Source organism: Micromonospora sp. PRAS1 (assembly GCF_059553435.1).
On the sequence record NZ_JCANNB010000032.1, the window covers coordinates 62,739 to 79,236 of the forward strand.

The window sequence follows — 16,498 nt, forward strand, 5'->3', positions numbered from 1 at the left end:
CAATCAGTCGAGAGCACCGGACAACGCCAGGAACACCAGATGAGCAAACCGTCACCTCGACGAATGGACCGCAACACCGCCGAACGGCTGCTGGACGGCGACCCCGTCGCCCTGAGCCGGGCCGGTCGGCTCGCCGTGCCACTGCGCGCCGTACGTGGACCGGTCCAGCCCGACGAGCTGGCCGGGGAACAGGCGGCCCTGGCGGCATTCGTGGCCGCTGCCGATCTCGCCCCCAGGCCTCGACGACGCAGCGGATCCGGGCTCAGGATCGCCCTGGCGGAGCTACTCACCGTCAAGGTCGCCGCCGTCGTCGCCGCCGGGCTCGGCGGTGTGGCACTGGCCGCCGGCACCGGCGCGCTGCCCAACCCGCTGGTCGGCCCGGCCACACCCCTGGCCAGCGACCCACCGGCCAACCATGCCCCGGCCAGCCACGATCCCACCTCCCCGGCGACCTCGGGCGGCCCCCCGACGCGCCCGAACGCGTCGACCGACCCGGCCGGCAGCCCGGCACCGTCGCTTGTGGGGCTCTGCCGGGCGTACGCGGCCGGGCCCGCCGACAACCGCGGCAGGACGCTGGAGAACCCGGCCTTCGCCGAACTGGTCGAGGCGGCCGGTGGCGTCGACCAGGTGGCGGGTTACTGCACGGACATCGCTGCGACCGACACCGGCCGCCCCTCGGACGCCCCGGCCGGTGTCGGCCGACCCAGCCTCCGGCCCACGCCCGCCACCGGTGGCGGCACACCGACCAGCCGGCCCGACGCGCCGGCCACCAGGCGGCCGGGTGGCGTCCCGACCGGGACCGGTCCCGCTGCACCTACGGGACGCGTTCCGGCGGCTACGCCGAACCCTCCCGGCCGCTGACCGCGGGGCCGGGCGGGTTTCCTCCCCGACCTGCCCGGCCCCGCCCTCCCCGATACCGGCCCTCGCCCCTCCCCCGGCAGCAGTCCCGGCATGCCTCAGGGCGACTCGACCGCGCTGATCTGGAACTTGTGCACCTCGGCGCCGACCAACGCCACCCGCTGCTCGGGCTCCGGCCCGGAGCCGCGGAAGTCCAGCAACTGATCCTCGGACTCCCACCGCTCGTAGACGTTGATCCGCCCCGGCTCGACCAGGTCGGGGCTGATGGCGAAGTCGACGCAGCCGGGCGCCTCGCGCGCCTGGCGGACGATCTCGGCGCAGGTGGCCAGGTAGTCGTCCCGCTCGGCGGGGTCGACGTAGAGCGTGCCGGCGACGATCAACAAGACGGACCTCCGGAGATCAGAAAGTCGAACACGCCAGTCATACTCTCCCGCCCCGACATTCCCAATCCCGTGATCTCCGGTACGGGGTGGGCCGAGCCGGTACGGGGTGGGCCGAGCGGTCCACCCCGTACCGTCGTCACGCGCGGGTGATCGCGTTGGCGTGGATCGCCTCGTGCAGGTACGCGCCCAGCCCCGGCGCCATCGCCTCGTAGTGCGCCAGGAACCGCTCGTCGGCCAGGTACATGTCGGCCAGCCCGGTGTGGATCTCGTACGAGCACTCGTAGAACCACCTGCTGATGTGCTGCCGGTGCTCCTCGGCCAACTCCATCGCCGCCGGACCGTCGGCCGGCGCGCCCGAAGCCATCAGGGCGACGATGCGCCGCCCCCAATCCTCGGTCTCACCCTTCATGCGCTGCCAGTCCTGCCCGGTGTAGCTCGACACCCGCCGGTTCGACTCCCGGTACTCGTCGGTGCCGCCCCAGCGCTGCTCCGCCTCCTCGGCATGCGCCTCCGGGTCGAAGTCACCGAAAACCTCGAACCGCTCCTGCGGGGTCAGTCGGATGTTCACCTTGCTCGCCTCCATCGCGAACTCGATCGCCGCGACCATCTCCTGCAACCGCTTGATCCGTACCGTCAGCAGTTCGTGCTGGCGGCGCAGGTGCACGTCCTGGTCACTCGCCGGGTCGTCGAGGATCTCGGCGATCTGCTCCAACGGGAACCCCAACTCGCGGTAGTACCGGATCAGCTGCAACCGGGCCAGGTCCGCGTCGTCGTAGCGGCGGTAGCCGGCAGCCGTGCGCCCGCTCGGCGAGAGCAATCCGATCCCGTCGTAGTGGTGCAGCGTCCGGACCGTCACGCCGGCCAGCTGCGCCACCTGACCCACCGTGTACGCCATGGTTCCCTCCCTTCCGGAAACCACGATCCCGCCTGCCGTTACGTGAGGGTCAACCCCGATTCTGCGATGCCGGTCACCCCGGGCGGGCGGCGTTGGGCCAGGACGGTACGCAACTCACCCAGCGCGGCCGGTCGCCCGTACCGGTAGCCCTGCCCCTGTACGCAGCCGATGGCGGCGACCGCGTCGTGCTGCCGGTCGGTCTCCACCCCCTCGGCCACCACGGCCAGGTCGAACGCCCCGGCCAGCCGGGTCACCATCTCCACAGTCGCGTACGCCCGGGTGTCCTCGGGGATCCGGGCCACGAACGACCGGTCGATCTTCAGCTCGGTCGCCGGGATCCGGTGCAGGTAGCTCAGCGACGAGTACCCGGTGCCGAAGTCGTCGATGGCGATCCGGATGCCCAGCTCCCGCAGCTGGCTCAGCCGGTCGAGCACCGCGTCGCTCCCCTCGATCAGCGCCGACTCGGTCAGCTCCAGGGTCAACGCCCGCGGCGCCAGCCCCGCTCCGGCGGTGGCCTCGGTGACCGTGGCGATCAGATCCGGCCGGCGCAGGTGCGACGCGGCGATGTTCACCGCCACCGTCGCGGCGGGAATGCGGTCCTGCCAGGTCGCTGCCGCCCGGCACGCCTCGTGGATCACCCACCGGTCGATCGGCAGGATCAGCCCGGTCTCCTCGGCCAGCGGCAGGAACCGGGCCGGGCTGAGCATGCCCAGCTGCGGATGCCGCCAGCGGACCAGGGCCTCCGCGCTGCGTACCGCCCCGGTGGCCAGGTCCACGATCGGCTGGAACTCCAGGTGCAACTGCCCCTCGTCGACCGCCCGGCGCAGGTCGGCGATCAGTTCCGCCCGACCCACCGCCGACTCGCGTAGCGTCGGCGTGCACCGCCGGTACGCCGACTTTCCGGCCGCCTTCGCCGCGTACATCGCGATGTCCGCGTCGCGCAGCAGGTCGGTGTAGGAGATGTGCTGCGGCCCGTACTCGGCGATGCCGATGCTCGCCGACGGGTGCACCCCGACGACCTCCTCGCCGGCCGACGGGTGCAGCGCCGCCAGCAGCCGCTCCGCCAGGCGCTCCGGCGCGGCCGATCGATCGCCGGTGACCAGCACGGCGAACTCGTCACCGCCGATCCGGGCGATCATGCCGTCGTCGGCGACCGCCCGGCGCATCCGGCGGGACAGCCCGGTCAGCAACGTGTCTCCGGTGGTGTGCCCGAACCGGTCGTTGACCTGCTTGAACCCGTCGAGGTCCAGCAGCAGTACGGCGACCGGTTTCGCCCCGCGCAGGGCCGATCGCAGTCGGCGGGTGAACGCCAACCGGTTGGGCAGCCCGGTGAGTTGGTCGACGTAGGCGAGCTGCCGCAGCCGGGCGACCAGGCGCAGATTCTCGTTTGCCGCCAGGCTCTGCCGCAGCGCCAGCGCCGCCAGCAGCGCCATCATCGTCAGGAACACCGGCAGCGGGGTGTGTCCGTCGGGTTCGCGGGCCAGCAGGGTCGCCACGATCGCCCCACCCACCGGCAGGTACGGCAGTGCCACCCGCCACCACGGCGGCAGCGGCAGTTCGCCGGCCTCGTCCGGGCGGTCGAAGTGCGTCGGCGCGGGCAGCCGGGTGGCCACGCCGATCAGCAGGTAGCTCACCGGCCAGAGCACGTCGATCGGCGTGCCGAGCTGGTAGGTGCCCGCGGCCACCCAGGAGACGTAGATCGTGTCGGCCACCGCGCGGATGGAGAGGCTCGCGGCCAGCAGCGTCAACCCAGGCCACACCGGCCGGCCGGGACCGATCACCACGACCAGGATGGTCAGCTGCATCAGGTCGAACATCGGGTAGAGCAGCCCGGCGGTGCGCAACGGCTCGTCGAGGTCCGCCATGGTGACGGTGTTGAAGATGAGCACCCAGCCGACCGGGATCAGCGCCAGCCCGACGATCACCCCGTCGAGCAGGGTCCGGGCCCGCCCGACCCGGGTGCGCGGCGCGGTGACCGAGCAGAGGATGGCCGCGGTGCCGGTGACCAGGCTGGCCGCGAAGAGCAGCCCGACCGGCAGCGTGTGCGGCAGGTTCTCGCCGAGCAGCCGATGCACCGTCCAGAGTGCCCGCCCGGCCGCCGCGAGGGCCAGGGTGGCCGCGAGCAGCAACCAGAACCGGCGCAGTGGCGCCGGATGCCGCCGGGACGCGCCGACACAGGCCGCTCCGGCCCAGGCCGCCACCGTCACCGAACCGAGGTCGCTTACCAGTTCCTTCCCGGGCAGGCCCAGCGTCAGCCAGAGCGTCTCGACGGCGATGACCGCGCCGACCCCGAGCAGCCCCGCCCGACCGGCCCGTTTCGGCTCGGGCGACCGCACAGCAGCCTGCTCGACGTCCTCTCGCGACACCGCGATCGCTCCGGCTCTCTCTCGTACCGCATCCTCGACGGCGAGGCCCGGTCCTGGCAAACCTCGAAAGCCTAGCCACGGGCACAACCGTTCTGCCAGGGCCGTCCGGCCCGACTCCACAGCCCGACGGACCATTCGTCGATCCACATACATCGACGGACCGGCTACCCCCACTCCTCGCCGGACACCTCATCCGAGCCTGCGTCGGCGACGGGTGCCGGCCCGGGTGGGCCGCCGTGCGTCCACGGTGTCTCCTCCACCGCCGGGAACGTCCCGCCCGGCACGTACGCCTCGCTCAGCGAGGTGTAGCAGAGCCGCTCCCCCACCTCGGGCACGCTGCCGGGTGTGGCGGTCAACCCCCGGCCCATCCCGCCGGAGAGTTCCAGCACCACCTCGGTCTTTCCCTCGGCGGCCGGAGTCACGAAGACCACCCGCGCCTTCTGTCCCGGCCGGGCCGGGCTGAACAGGCTCGCCCCCACCGGCACCAGCACCGGGTCGGTGGTCAGCAGCTGGATGCGCGGGCGCAGCACCGGCCGCCGACCGCTCTCGTCGACCCGCGCCGGATCGGCCAGCACCACCTCGCCGACGAACGCCTCCCCGGTCAGCCGGTACTCCGCCATCACAAGTGGATCGTCGTAGGCGCGCTGCACGGCGTAGGTCGTCGCGGCCCGTTCCAGGCGGTGCAGCCGGGCGGCGGCGGCAACCGCACCGTCCCGGCGGGGTTGTGGCGCACCGCCGCCGTCGACGTGCTCGGCGTGTGCGGTGAAGGCGTCCCGGTCACCGTCCCAACGACCGGCCACCCGCGCACCCGGCGGCAGGGCCCGCAGCAACCCCACGCCGCGCCACATCAGCTCCCAGGTTGGCGTCAGCTGGTCGCGCAGCAGCCGCTCCAGCTCCGCGTACGCCTCGACCCGGGCCGCCTCGTCGTCCCCGGCGGCGGCGTACGCCTCGATCGCCGGTGCGAGCGACCGGTTGTCGAACTCGGGATCGGTGGCCGGTCCGGCCGGCGGGCAGACAGTCGGGTCCTCGGCGCGGGCGGCGGCCTCGGCACCGGTCAGCCCGGCCGGCGGCGCGATCCAGCCGAGCAGCGCCGGCAGGTGCAGGTCCTCCACCGCGCTCTGCCCGGTCGCCCAGTGCAGCGTCAACGCCTGCGTCATCGCCACAAGCGTCGACGAGCCCGGCTGCTCGGCCCGCTCGGCGAGGAAGGTCAGCCACCGGCCCAGCAGCGGAACCGTCGGCGGCACCGGATACTCACCGTCGACCCGGCGGAACCGGGTGGCACGCCCCAACAGCCGCAGGAAGTTCACCCCGGCCGGGTTCGGCACCAGCACCTGCGGTGCGTCCAGGTACCGCAGGCGCACGTCGCGCCCCCGGTCGACGGAGATCGCCTCGGTGGCGGTGCGGTGACCCTCGACGTACGGCAACACGACCCCGGCCAGCTCGGCGACGAAGGCGAACCGCTGGTCCCGGTTGCGTGGCTGCGGCACGATCAGCAGCCGTCCCTCGCCCGGCGCCGAACCGACAATCGCCGCCAGCGGGGCGTTCACCTCCCCGGCCAGCGCCAACGGCACCAGCACCAGCGGTCGCGTCGACAGGTGCAGGTGACGCACGGTGGTCACCGGCTGGGCCACTCCGGCCGCCACCGCCTGCGCCGCCGCGAGCGCCCGCAGCGTACTCATGTCGACCCTCCGCTGCGCTGCGTGCCGCCCTGAGGCACCACCACACTGAGCCCGATGATTCGCTCGCTCATGCGCCGTGACCGAGGGCGTCGGCGCGGAGGCGGGCGGCGGTGCGGAGCAGCGCGGCGGCCTCCGCTCGTTCCGGGTCGACCTGGCGGTCCCCGCCGGCCAGCGCCAGGACCTCATCGACCTCGGCGATGCCGCCGAGCGCCTCGCGGACCGGGCGGCCGAGCGTGCCGGTCTGCCCCCGCGCCTCGTGCCGGCAGAAGTACGCCAGTTCGCAGCTGTCCAGACAGTCCGGCGTGTAGCGGGCCGGCACCCGGGTCAGCGAGCCGACCAGGGTGGACGCGTCGACCGTCGGGGCGGCGGTGAAGTCGGCCGGTACGGCGGCGAGCAGCGCGTCGACCCGGTCCATCCGGTCTAGCTGTCGGCGTACCACGAGCAGTTGCTTGCGGACGTCGAGCAGGTGCGCCACCGGTTGGTTGGTGAAGTCGGCCGGGCAGACCAGCACCACCTCGTGCGACACCAGCCGCGGGTCGTGGCCCTGCGCCGCGAGCAGTTCCCGCAGGGCCAGCACGTAGACGGCGGACTGCACCGCCGCGGCGGCCAGCTTGGCCGGGTCGGCCTGCCCGTCGACCACGGCGAACGACTTGATCTCCACCACGTGGAACCGCCCGCCCAGCCGCGCGGCGACCAGGTCCGGTTCGAGGTACACCCGCCGCCCGGCCACGTCCAGTCCGAGCAGCGGATGGTCGAAGAGCGCCGCCTCCGCACCGACCGCCGGCTCCCGGTCGGCGCTCGTCGCCGCCTCGGTGTCGGCGGCGAGAGCGGCGGCCAGCAGGGTGGCCGAGCGCCGCTGCCGGCCGGCGACGTCCTCGCCGGCGCCGAGGTCCGTCCAGCTCGCCGTCGCCGGCAGCGGTACGCCGAGCCGCTCGGCGACCAGCCGCAGCAGCTCGGCCCCGCCGTCGGCCTTCACCTGCGCCTCGAACGCGTTACCCCGGGTGATGGCGAACCGGGACTGCCCGAACCGGGCGGGGAAGCCGATCCGCTCGGCCAGCAGCGGCTTGTCCACCCCGGCACCGTCCAGGATCGCCCGGCGGTTGCAGCCCGGGTTGCCGGTCAACGCCGCGATCGTGCGGGCGTTGTGCCGTCGCGGCGGTACGCCGCCCCGGATCGCGGCCAGTCGCTCTTCGCTGCTCGTCACGACTGGCCACGATAGCCGCGCCGGAGCAGCATGGCAGTGGACACCACGGCGACCGTGGCGACCGCCGCCATCGACCACAGCACGGTACGCAGCCCGTCGGTGAATCCCGGGTCGGCGAGGCGGCCGGCGGTCGTGCTGGCCAGCACCGCCCCGACCACCGCGATGGCGATGGTCTCGCTGGCCAGCCGGGACGTGTTGATCATCCCGGCGCCGGTGGCCGCCCGGTTCGCCGCGACACTGCCGATGGCCAGGGCGTCCAGCAGGCCGATCGAGAGTCCCACCCCGACGCCGATGCTCAGCAGCGGTCCGGCCAGCGTGGCGGTGCCGACCTCCGGACCGAGCACGGTCGCCCAGGCGGCACCGACCGCCACCACCGCCACTGACACGACGATCACCAGGGTCGCCGGCACCACCCGGGTCAGCGCGCCGCCGAGCAGCGGCAGCACCACGGTGGGGGCGGTGAGCAGGAGCAGCGTGACGCCGGCCGCACCGGGCGTCAGCCCGAGCACCGTGGTGAAGTACGACGGCAGGTAGACCAGCAGCGGCACCAGCACGGCGACGATGATGGCCGCCGCCAGGCAGATGCCGACGAACTGGGGGTTCGCCAGCAGGCTCAGGTCGAACATCGGATCGGCCCGGCGACGCTGCACCCGGACGAAGAACACCAGCAGCACCGGTACGGCCGCGAACGCGCCGACGATCCGCGGATCGGCCCAGCCGAACTCGGGTCCCTGCACGAAACCGAAGATGAGCAGCAGCAGGGCGGCCGTGAACGACACGGTGCCGGGCCAGTCGACCCGCCCGGCACCCGAGGGGCGGGACTCGGGCAGCAACGGCACCAGGGCCAGCACCAGCAGCGCGGCGATCGCCGGCACGGCGAAAACCGCCCGCCAGCCGAGCAACTCGATGAGCAGCCCCGAGATCGACGGACCGAAGGCCAGACCGGCGCCGATCGTCGTACCGAAGGCACTGAACGCGCGGGTGCGGGCCGCGCCGTGGAAGGTCCCGGCGAGGATCGCGGCGGCGCTGGTCGCCGCGGCGGCGGCACCGACACCGGCCAGCGCGCGGAGCACATCGAAGAGCAGGATGTCGTCGGCGACCACGGCGAGCAGGCCGCCTCCGGCGAAGATGGACAGGCCGATCGCGAAGACCCGGCGCCTGCCGAACAGGTCGGCCAGCGCGCCGGCGGCGAGCATGAAGCTGGCGAAGGTGGCGTTGTACCCGTTGATCACCCATTGCACGGCGGCCAGCCCGGCGTCGAGATCCCGGCCGATGTCCGGTAGGGCGACCGCCGCGCCGGTAAGCGAGACCGGCAGGGCAAGGGTGGACAGCAGGACGGCGACCAGCACGATCACCGGGTGGTTGCGCAAGAAATCTCCCCGTTCCGACAGCCGTCCCAGCGTAGTCGCCGCTACTGACGCCGTCAGCCCAGGTCATCGGCGGGATCAGCGGCGGCCGGAGCGGTTCCAGGGGGCGCGGGGCAGCCCGACCCGACGCGCGGTCGGCCCGCAGAGGAGGAGCATCGCCCGCCAGTACCCGGCCGACATCCGGTTGAACCATGACAGCGGGACCGGAGCGCGGTCATCGGGTGACCGGGCCCCGGCCCCGCCGGGTCGGGCTTGGGCTCAACTGGTCGCGTCGGCGGTGGCCGGAGCCTCCTCTGGCAGCCAGATCGGCTGCCAGTCCGGGACCTCGTGGAAGCGGCGCAGCTCGGCCAGCCCGGACAGCCACCCGCCCCAGGCCGCGTACGGCGGGTTCTGCTCGTCGAAGCCGCTCTGCACGAAGGTCAGCCTGGTCCTCCCCTGCGACTCAACCAGCTCCCAGCTGGTGATGCCGGACGGTCCCCAGTCGACGGACATCCGGCGACCGGGCTCCAGCTCGACCACCTTGGCGGCGAAGCCGCTGTCGAAGCCGCCCATGGCGTACCGACCGCCGACCCAGGGCTCGATCCCGATCGGGTTACCGAACCAGGCGCTCGCCTGCTCGGAGTCGGTGAGGGACTCCCAGACCTTGTCGGCCGGGGTGGCGATCTCCAGCTCGCCCCGCAGGTCGGAGCTGGTGAAGTCCACCTTCGGCAGCAGCGGTTTGCCGGCCAGGTGCGCCTCGAGGTTGGCGGTGGTCAGGTACCAGTAGGTCTGGAGGACGCCCCGGATGCTGGTGCCGTTCACCACGTCGTTGAAGTCGAAGTGGGTCTGCGACAGCCGCAGCACGGTGGCGTCCGGCCCGTCAGCGCGCAGGGTGATCTCGGTGGTGGTCTCCACGCCGTCAAGCAGCCAGGCGAAGCTCAGCCCGTTGTCGTCGGCGTGCAGCAGCCGCTGGTGCGGGGCGTCACCCTCGGGCGTGTGGCGGCCCCAGAACTCGTACCGTTTCGGCAGGTCGACCTCGGCGTGCTCGGCCAGCCAGATGCGCAGCTCGGCGGGATCGGTCAGGGCCTGGCGCACCCGCGCGATCGGCGCGGCGAGGCGGGTCAGGATGATCATGGGCTCAGTCACGGTTGGTCCCTTTCGGGTAGCAGGCCACGGCGAGTTTGAAGGCGTCACCTTCGGCGCCGCCGTAGCGGGTGAACAGCTCCTGCAGCGCGGACTGCAGGTCGTGCAGGAACTCCTGCCGGCGCTCGGCCGGTACGCGGATCTCGCCGGAGACGCCGATCGAGGGCAGCTCCGGCGCGGTGCGGTCCAGGGCGGCGACGTCGGCCTGGACCTCCTCCATCAGGTCCAGCAGGTAGCCAAGGCTCAGCTCGTCGCGGGCCCGGCGCAGCCCGATCCGCCCCACCAGGCGGGGCGAGAGCCAGTACGACCGGGCGACGGCCTGGTAGATGCCCTCGGTGATGCCACGGACCTTGCGCTGGTCGACCTGCTCGACCAGCCCGGCCGCGACGAGTTGCTTGACGTGGTAGTAGACGCGCTGCGGCGTCTGCTCCAGGCGGGTGGCCACCTCGGTGCAGGTTCGCGGCTCGGCCAGCTGGCGCAGAATCTCCACGCGCTGCGGCTTGAGCAGCACCTCGGCCTGCTCGATCTGCTCCAGGTACAGGACATCTCTCATGGCAAAAACAAGTTTGTACGTACAAAAATTGTTTGTCAATAGGGGCGACGAAGGCCGCGCCGGCGAACCCGGCGCGGCCTTCGTCAGCTCAGCTGGATCAGGGCAGCCAGTCCGGGCGCAGCGGGTAGCCGTTGACCGCCTCCGGGCCGTTCCGGGTGGCCAGCACCTGGTGCAGTTGGATGCCGTTGCGCTCGAACGCCAGCCGCGAGCCGGCCATGTAGAGCCCCCAGACCCGGGCGGTGCCGGTGCCCACCTCCGAGACGCAGAAGTCCCAGTGCCGCACGAGATTGCGGCACCAGCCGGCAAGCGTCAACGCGTAGTGCTGGCGGAGGTTCTCCTCATGGTGCACCTCCAGGCCGGCGTCGTGGATCTCGCTGATCACCCGCCCCGGACCGGCAAGCTCACCGTCGGGGAAGACGTAGCGGTCGATGAACGCCCCGGAGCGGTGCGGCGCCCGGTTGTCGGCCCGGGTGATGCAGTGGTTGAGCAGCCGGCCCCCGGGGCTCAGCCGGTCCCGCAGGAAGCCGAAGTAGCCCGGGTAGTTGCGCACTCCGATGTGCTCGGTCAACCCGATCGAGGAGACCGCGTCGAACTGCTCCCGGGGCGCGTCGCGGTAGTCCATGTGCCGCACCTCGGCCAACCCGGTCAGCCCCTCGCGCTCGATCGCCGCCTGCGCCCACTGCGCCTGCGCCCGGGACAGGGTCACCCCGAGCGCCTTGACGCCGTACTCGCGCGCGGCGTGCCGGACCATGCCGCCCCACCCGCAACCCACATCGAGCAGCCGCATCCCCGGCCGCAGCGCGAGCTTGCCGGCGACCAGGTCGTACTTGGCCGCCTGGGCCTGCTCCAGGGTCTCCTCCGGGCTGCGGAACAGCGCGCAGGTGTACGTCATCGACGGCCCGAGCACCTTCTCGTAGAAGGCGTTCGACACGTCGTAGTGGTGCGAGATGGCGCTGCTGTCGCGGAGCCGCGAGTGCCGCAGCCCGCCCACGATCCGCTTCCAGCGGGGCAGCGCCTCCTGCGGCGGCGCCGGCGGCGGGAGCAGCCGCTCCCAGCCCAGCCCACGCACCAGCGCCAGCCCCTCGGCCAGCGCCGGCGGGCGGACCCGCAGCCCGCTGAGCACCCGCAGCGCCTCGTACGGGTCGCCCGGGTGCACTCCCCCCAGGGCCAGGTCCCCGCTTATGTACGCCCGCGCCATGCCCAGGTCACCTGGGGCGGTGAGCAGGTACGACAGCCCTCGCTCGGACCGGATTACCAAACTGATCCCGGCGTCGGCCGGGCCGATGCTGCTGCCGTCGTACCCGGTGACGCGTACCGGCAGGGGACCCGAGGTCACCGCCCGGACGACGTCCGCCACGGTCGGTCCACGCCGCCGGTCCCCCGGCGGTGGCGTGGCGGGAGCGCCGGCCGCTCCCTGGTTTCGATCGGTCAGGCTCATGCGCGTGCAACCGCCTTCTCGTACAGTCCGGTGAGCCGATGTTCCGGGTCGTACCGGTCCCGCACGGCGCGCCACGTCTCGCCGCCGTAGAGCCGGTCGAACGATTCCCGGTCGTAGTACGCGTCGGAGTAGAGCGACTTGTGCCCGCCGGCCCCCGACACCGCGTGCTCGATCTCCCGGTTGACGTCGCCGTCGGCGGCGCCCTCGGCGATCGGCACGCTCCCCCAGAACCCGATGTTGACGTAGTCCTGCCCCGGCCGGAGCGGATAGAGCGGCCAGGACCGGGCCGATCCCTCGCCCGCCGGCTCGCGCAGCCGCAGCGGGCACAACCACACAGGCGTCATCCCCACCCGCCGGGCGAACCAGTGCAGGAAATCCGCCGTGCGCTCCAACGGGATCTCCACGTCCTGCACGACCCGCTCCCGGGCCGGCTGGCCGCGCCACCTGTCGATCCGGGCCGCCACCTGGTGCCGGTGCTCCAGCCGGACGATCCGGTGGTAGACGTCGCTGCGCCGCCACCGCGCCGGCCACAACCGCCGCACCACCGGGTGCTGCACGCCGAACGCGGCCGAACACCAGAACCAGTCGGTGTCCCAGCGCCAGAGGTAGTCGTAGGCCCGCAGCGCGTCCCGGGATCGGCTGCGCAACGAGCGGTAGTAGATGTCCTGGCCGGTGTAGTCGGAAAGCTCGCCCGCGTCGTCGGTGAAGGTCCCGAGCACGAGGTACGCCTCGTCGGGGCTGAACATCACCCCGTCCATCGCGTCGACGCCCTGCCCGGCCCAGGCGCGGGTGGCGGCGATCTCGCCGATCGCGGCGGTCAGCTCGGTCAGGCTGCTGAACCGCAGGTTGCGCAGCGCCACGTGCCGCCGGACCGGTTGCAACTCGATGCGCAGCCGGGTGGCGTAGCCGAGGCTGCCGAGCGAGTTCGGAAAGGCGGCGAAGAGGTCGGCATGCTCACCCTCGGGGCGGGCGGTGACCACCTCACCGGCACCGGTGAGCACGTCCAGCTCGACAACCGACTCGTGCGGCAGGCCGTTGCGGAACGAGGTCGACTCGATGCCCAGCCCGGTGACCGCCCCGCCGAGAGTGATGGTGCGCAGCTGCGGCACCACAAGCGGCATCAGGCCGTGCGCGAGGGTCGCGTCCACCAGCCGCTCGTAGGTGCACATGCCCTGCACCTCGGCGGTGCGGGTGGCCGGGTCGACGGCCAGCACCCCGCCGAGCCCGCTGACGTCGAGCCCGGCGGTGCGCGGCGCACTGCGCGGGCGGAACAGGTTGGAGGTGCGCTTGGCCAACCGCACGGGCTGGCCCGACGGCACCGCCGCGTACGACCGTCGTAGCTGGGTCACTGCCAGCTCATGATCACGCAGGGCGCGCATGCGCTCACTTTACGCGCCACCCCCGACCATTGTGGGACCTCCAGCGAAGACTTCTCGCGTTTCGTCTGTGATCACCTGACCGGGGGGCGGCTGACCGACGCCGGCCGCGATGGGCCAGGATGCCGGCATGTCGGAAAGCGATGGGACCGTCTACGGCACACGCCGTTCCGGACTGCCCCGGGACCCGGTGCTGTGGGCGGCACTGGCGGTCGGGCTGCTCGGCGTCCTCGCCGGCGGGCTCTTCGCCACCGGTGTACTGGGCGGCGGCGATCCGGCGGCGGCACCGACCCCGGGCACGGCGGCCGGCAGCCCGTCGCCGGTCGAGCCGAGCCCGACGGAGGACGAGCCCCTGCCCACCACGTCGGAGCCCGAACCGTCCCCGACACCCAGCCCCACCCCCGACCCGCTCACCGGCCCGAAGGTGTTCAACGGGGTCGGATCGGGGCTCTGCCTCGGCCTCGACGGCGACGGCGAGGGGTCCGGCGCCGAACTCGCCGCGTGCAACGGCGGGCCGGAGCAGCAGTGGGTGGTCAACCCGTTCGGCCCGGACACGGTGACGCTGACCAACTCCGCGTACAACCAGTGCCTCGACGTCGAGGGCGTCAGCACCGACGACGGCGCCCGGTTGCAGCAGTTCCGCTGCCACGGCGAGGGCAACCAGCAGTGGCGCCTCCAGGCCGCCGGCGACGGCACGATGCTGCTGGTGGCCGTGCACAGTGGCAAGTGCGCGCAGGTCCGCGACGGCGGCACCGCTCCCGGCGACGACGTCGTCCAGGCCCCCTGCGACGGCAACCCCGCCCAACGCTGGCGCTTGTAAGGAAGGGCCCCCTGTTAACGCCTGGTGTAGAGGAAGGGCCCCTTATTAACACAGAGAAGCGTGCTCAGCCGCGGTAGCTCCAGGCTCTCGGCGCGGCGACGACCGGGGCCGGCTCGGTGAAGCTGGTGCCGCGCCGACGCAGCAGCATCAGCGACAGCACGGCCGCCCCCACGGACAACGAGCCCGCCACGTACCAGGCCAGGTTGTAGGTGCCGAGCTGGTCGCGGACCAGTCCCGCCCCGGTCGCCGCCACCGCCGCGCCGAACTGGTGCGAGGCGAATACCCAGCCGAAGACCACCGCGCCGGAGGTGCCGAAGTACTCCCGGCACAGCGCCACGGTCGGCGGTACGGTGGCCACCCAGTCCAAGCCGTAGAAGATGATAAAGACCAGCATGCTCGGCTCGGTGGTGGCCGCGAAGAGGCCGGGCAGCAGCAACAGCGACCCGCCACGCAGCGCGTAGTACGCGCCGAGCAGCAGCCGGGGGTCGAACCGGTCGGTGAGCCAGCCGGAGGCGATCGTACCGACGATGTCGAAGAGGCCGACCAGCGCCAGCAGGCTGGCCGCCGTGGTCTGCGGCATCCCGTGGTCGTGCGCGGCCGGCACGAAGTGCGTACCGACCAGGCCGTTGGTGGTCGCGCCGCAGATCGCGAAGCCGGCGGCGAGCAGCCAGAACGGCCGGGTGCGTGCGGCGGCGGCCAGCGCGCGTACCGCCCGGGTGGCGGCCCCGCCGGCCGGCTCCGGCGGTACGACCACCTCGTCCCCGCCGTACGGGGGCAGCCCGAGATCCGCCGGGTACTCGCGCAGCAGCCGCAGCACAAGCGGTACGACCAACAGTGCCGACCCGGCGACGACAAGCGCCGCCGCCCGCCAGCCGTACGCGCCGACCAGCATCGCCAGCAGCGGCAGGAAGACCAGTTGACCGGCTGCCCCACCGGCGGTCAGCACGCCGGTGACCAGACCTCGGCGATGGACGAACCAGCGCCCGGTCACGGTCGCCACGAAGGCCAGCGCCATCGAACCGGTGCCCAGCCCGACCAGCACACCCCAGCAGGCGATGAGTTGCCAGCTCGCCGTCATGAAGACGGTCAGCCCGCTGCCGGCGGCGACCAGCAGCAGGGCGACGCAGACCACCCGGCGGATGCCGAACCGGTCCATCAACGCGGCGGCGAACGGCGCGGTCAACCCGTAGAGCAGCAGGTTCACCGAGACGGCCGCCGAGATGGTGGCCAGTGGCCAGCGGAACTCGGCGTGCAGCGGGTGCAGCAGCACCGCGGGGGTGGCCCGGAAACCTGCGGCGCCGACCAGCGCCACGAAGGCGACCGCGGCGACGATCCAGGCAGGGTGCAGACGGACAGCTCTCTTCACCAGCTGAGTCTGGGACCGACCGGCCGGGTGCGCGAGTGGCCCGATGGCCAGCCTGCGCAATAATCGGGCCATGACGCCGCACCGGATCGCCGTCCTCGCCGTCGACCAGGTGGTCGGCCTCGACCTGGGCACCCCCTCCCAGGTGTTCCGCACCGCCCGGGACGCCGACGACCGGCACTTCTACACGGTCGACACCTGCACCCCCGGCGGCCGGCCGGTACGCAGCACGGCCGGCTTTCAGGTGCTGCCCGATCACGGGCTGGAACTGCTGGCGGGAGCCGACACGATCATCGTGCCCGGGGTGAACGGCGAGGCGACGCAGCGCCACGACGCGATCGAGCCCGAGGTGACCGAGGCGCTGCGCGCCGCGTACGACCGGGGTGTGCGGATCATGTCCATCTGCACCGGGGCGTTCGTGCTGGCCGCCGCCGGGCTGCTGGACGGCCGCCGGGCCACCACCCACTGGGCGTACACGGAAAGCTTCCGCCGGCTGTATCCGGACGTCGAACTCGACCCCGACGTGCTCTTCGTCGCCGAAGGCCAGTTGCTCACCTCCGCCGGGGTCGCCGCCGGGATCGACCTGTGCCTGCACGTGGTCCGCACCGACCACGGCAGCCAGGTCGCAAACCAGTCCGCCCGCCGGTGCGTGATGCCACCCTGGCGGGACGGTGGACAGGCCCAGTACATCGAACGCCCGGTGCCGCAGGCACCGGACACCAGCACCGCCGTCGCCCGGGAGTGGGCCCGCCAGCGGCTGCACGAGCCGGTCAGCCTGCGCGACCTCGCCGGGCAGGCGCGGATGAGCGTACGCACGTTCACCAGGCGATTCCGGGCTGAGACCGGGCTCAGCCCGGCCCAGTGGCTGCTGCGCGAGCGCACCGAGCACGCCCGCCTCCTGCTGGAGAGCACCGAGTTGAGCATCGACCAGATCGCCCGCCGCAGCGGCTTCGGCAGCGCCGCGGCACTGCGGCAGCAACTGCATCAGCGCATCGGCGTGGCACCCTCCGCCTACCGGCGGACCTTCAAAGGAAGGGCCCCTTGTTAACGCCTGCGGTATAGGAAGGGCCCCCT

Annotated in this window: 14 protein-coding genes; 3 read left to right on the forward strand and 11 right to left on the reverse strand. The window is 72.7% G+C overall.

The window, feature by feature from the left end; genetic code table 11:
• The first annotated feature begins 39 nt into the window (after nucleotides 1-39).
• Nucleotides 40-861 (forward strand): hypothetical protein, encoded by an 822-nt coding sequence (locus tag AC507J_RS24855; RefSeq protein ID WP_496291608.1) that lies wholly within the window; start codon nucleotides 40-42, stop codon nucleotides 859-861.
• A gap of 95 nt (nucleotides 862-956) precedes the next feature.
• On the opposite strand, the gene AC507J_RS24860 is transcribed toward AC507J_RS24855, so the two are convergent.
• The 10 genes from AC507J_RS24860 to AC507J_RS24905 all read right to left on the reverse strand — a co-directional run bounded on the left by AC507J_RS24860 (nucleotide 957) and on the right by AC507J_RS24905 (nucleotide 13,244).
• Nucleotides 957-1,241: a putative quinol monooxygenase gene (locus AC507J_RS24860; RefSeq protein WP_496291609.1), complete on the reverse strand. Its 285-nt coding sequence runs from the start codon at nucleotides 1,239-1,241 to the stop codon at nucleotides 957-959.
• A gap of 136 nt (nucleotides 1,242-1,377) precedes the next feature.
• On the reverse strand, nucleotides 1,378-2,136 hold the full coding sequence (locus AC507J_RS24865; protein ID WP_496291610.1) for a MerR family transcriptional regulator: 759 nt from the start codon (nucleotides 2,134-2,136) through the stop codon (nucleotides 1,378-1,380).
• 38 nt (nucleotides 2,137-2,174) lie between these two features.
• Nucleotides 2,175-4,502, reverse strand: coding sequence for a putative bifunctional diguanylate cyclase/phosphodiesterase (locus AC507J_RS24870; protein ID WP_496291611.1), 2,328 nt, complete (start codon nucleotides 4,500-4,502; stop codon nucleotides 2,175-2,177).
• 164 nt (nucleotides 4,503-4,666) lie between these two features.
• A complete protein-coding gene (locus AC507J_RS24875) occupies nucleotides 4,667-6,181 on the reverse strand; it encodes a hypothetical protein (RefSeq protein WP_496291612.1) in 1,515 nt (504 codons plus the stop codon).
• Nucleotides 6,182-6,248: 67 nt separating this feature from the next.
• Nucleotides 6,249-7,385, reverse strand: coding sequence for a hypothetical protein (locus tag AC507J_RS24880; protein ID WP_496291613.1), 1,137 nt, complete (start codon nucleotides 7,383-7,385; stop codon nucleotides 6,249-6,251).
• A complete protein-coding gene (locus tag AC507J_RS24885) occupies nucleotides 7,382-8,755 on the reverse strand; it encodes an MFS transporter (protein WP_496291614.1) in 1,374 nt (457 codons plus the stop codon). The genes AC507J_RS24880 and AC507J_RS24885 overlap by 4 nt, the downstream gene beginning before the upstream one ends.
• Before the next feature lie 255 nt (nucleotides 8,756-9,010).
• Entirely contained in the window at nucleotides 9,011-9,877 is an 867-nt protein-coding gene (locus AC507J_RS24890) for an SRPBCC family protein (protein WP_496291615.1), read from the reverse strand.
• On the reverse strand, nucleotides 9,870-10,427 hold the full coding sequence (locus tag AC507J_RS24895; protein WP_496291616.1) for a helix-turn-helix domain-containing protein: 558 nt from the start codon (nucleotides 10,425-10,427) through the stop codon (nucleotides 9,870-9,872). The genes AC507J_RS24890 and AC507J_RS24895 overlap by 8 nt, the downstream gene beginning before the upstream one ends.
• A 97-nt stretch (nucleotides 10,428-10,524) precedes the next feature.
• Nucleotides 10,525-11,865, reverse strand: coding sequence for a class I SAM-dependent methyltransferase (locus tag AC507J_RS24900; RefSeq protein WP_496291617.1), 1,341 nt, complete (start codon nucleotides 11,863-11,865; stop codon nucleotides 10,525-10,527).
• On the reverse strand, nucleotides 11,862-13,244 hold the full coding sequence (locus AC507J_RS24905) for an FAD-binding oxidoreductase (protein ID WP_496291618.1): 1,383 nt from the start codon (nucleotides 13,242-13,244) through the stop codon (nucleotides 11,862-11,864). The genes AC507J_RS24900 and AC507J_RS24905 overlap by 4 nt, the downstream gene beginning before the upstream one ends.
• Nucleotides 13,245-13,371: 127 nt before the next feature.
• Here AC507J_RS24905 and AC507J_RS24910 point away from each other — a divergent pair, with 127 nt between their 5' ends.
• A complete protein-coding gene (locus AC507J_RS24910; protein ID WP_496291619.1) occupies nucleotides 13,372-14,061 on the forward strand; it encodes an RICIN domain-containing protein in 690 nt (229 codons plus the stop codon).
• 64 nt (nucleotides 14,062-14,125) lie between these two features.
• Here the strand turns inward: AC507J_RS24910 and AC507J_RS24915 are convergent, their stop codons facing one another.
• Nucleotides 14,126-15,478 (reverse strand): MFS transporter, encoded by a 1,353-nt coding sequence (locus AC507J_RS24915; RefSeq protein WP_496291624.1) that lies wholly within the window; start codon nucleotides 15,476-15,478, stop codon nucleotides 14,126-14,128.
• A 19-nt stretch (nucleotides 15,479-15,497) separates the two neighbouring features.
• On the opposite strand from AC507J_RS24915, the gene AC507J_RS24920 reads away from it, so the two are divergent.
• Nucleotides 15,498-16,472, forward strand: coding sequence for a GlxA family transcriptional regulator (locus AC507J_RS24920; RefSeq protein WP_496291620.1), 975 nt, complete (start codon nucleotides 15,498-15,500; stop codon nucleotides 16,470-16,472).
• The last annotated feature ends 26 nt before the right edge of the window (nucleotides 16,473-16,498 follow it).

Excerpts from the sequence above, each read along its gene's own strand:
- AC507J_RS24855 (WP_496291608.1), top strand. The coding sequence starts at position 40 with ATGAGCAAACCGTCACCTCGACGAATGGACCGCAACACCGCCGAACGG.
- AC507J_RS24865 (WP_496291610.1), bottom strand. The coding sequence starts at position 2,136 with ATGGCGTACACGGTGGGTCAGGTGGCGCAGCTGGCCGGCGTGACGGTC.
- AC507J_RS24875 (WP_496291612.1), bottom strand. The coding sequence starts at position 6,181 with ATGAGTACGCTGCGGGCGCTCGCGGCGGCGCAGGCGGTGGCGGCCGGA.
- AC507J_RS24895 (WP_496291616.1), bottom strand. The coding sequence starts at position 10,427 with ATGAGAGATGTCCTGTACCTGGAGCAGATCGAGCAGGCCGAGGTGCTG.
- AC507J_RS24900 (WP_496291617.1), bottom strand. The coding sequence starts at position 11,865 with ATGAGCCTGACCGATCGAAACCAGGGAGCGGCCGGCGCTCCCGCCACG.
- AC507J_RS24905 (WP_496291618.1), bottom strand. The coding sequence starts at position 13,244 with ATGCGCGCCCTGCGTGATCATGAGCTGGCAGTGACCCAGCTACGACGG.
- AC507J_RS24910 (WP_496291619.1), top strand. The coding sequence starts at position 13,372 with ATGTCGGAAAGCGATGGGACCGTCTACGGCACACGCCGTTCCGGACTG.
- AC507J_RS24920 (WP_496291620.1), top strand. The coding sequence starts at position 15,498 with ATGACGCCGCACCGGATCGCCGTCCTCGCCGTCGACCAGGTGGTCGGC.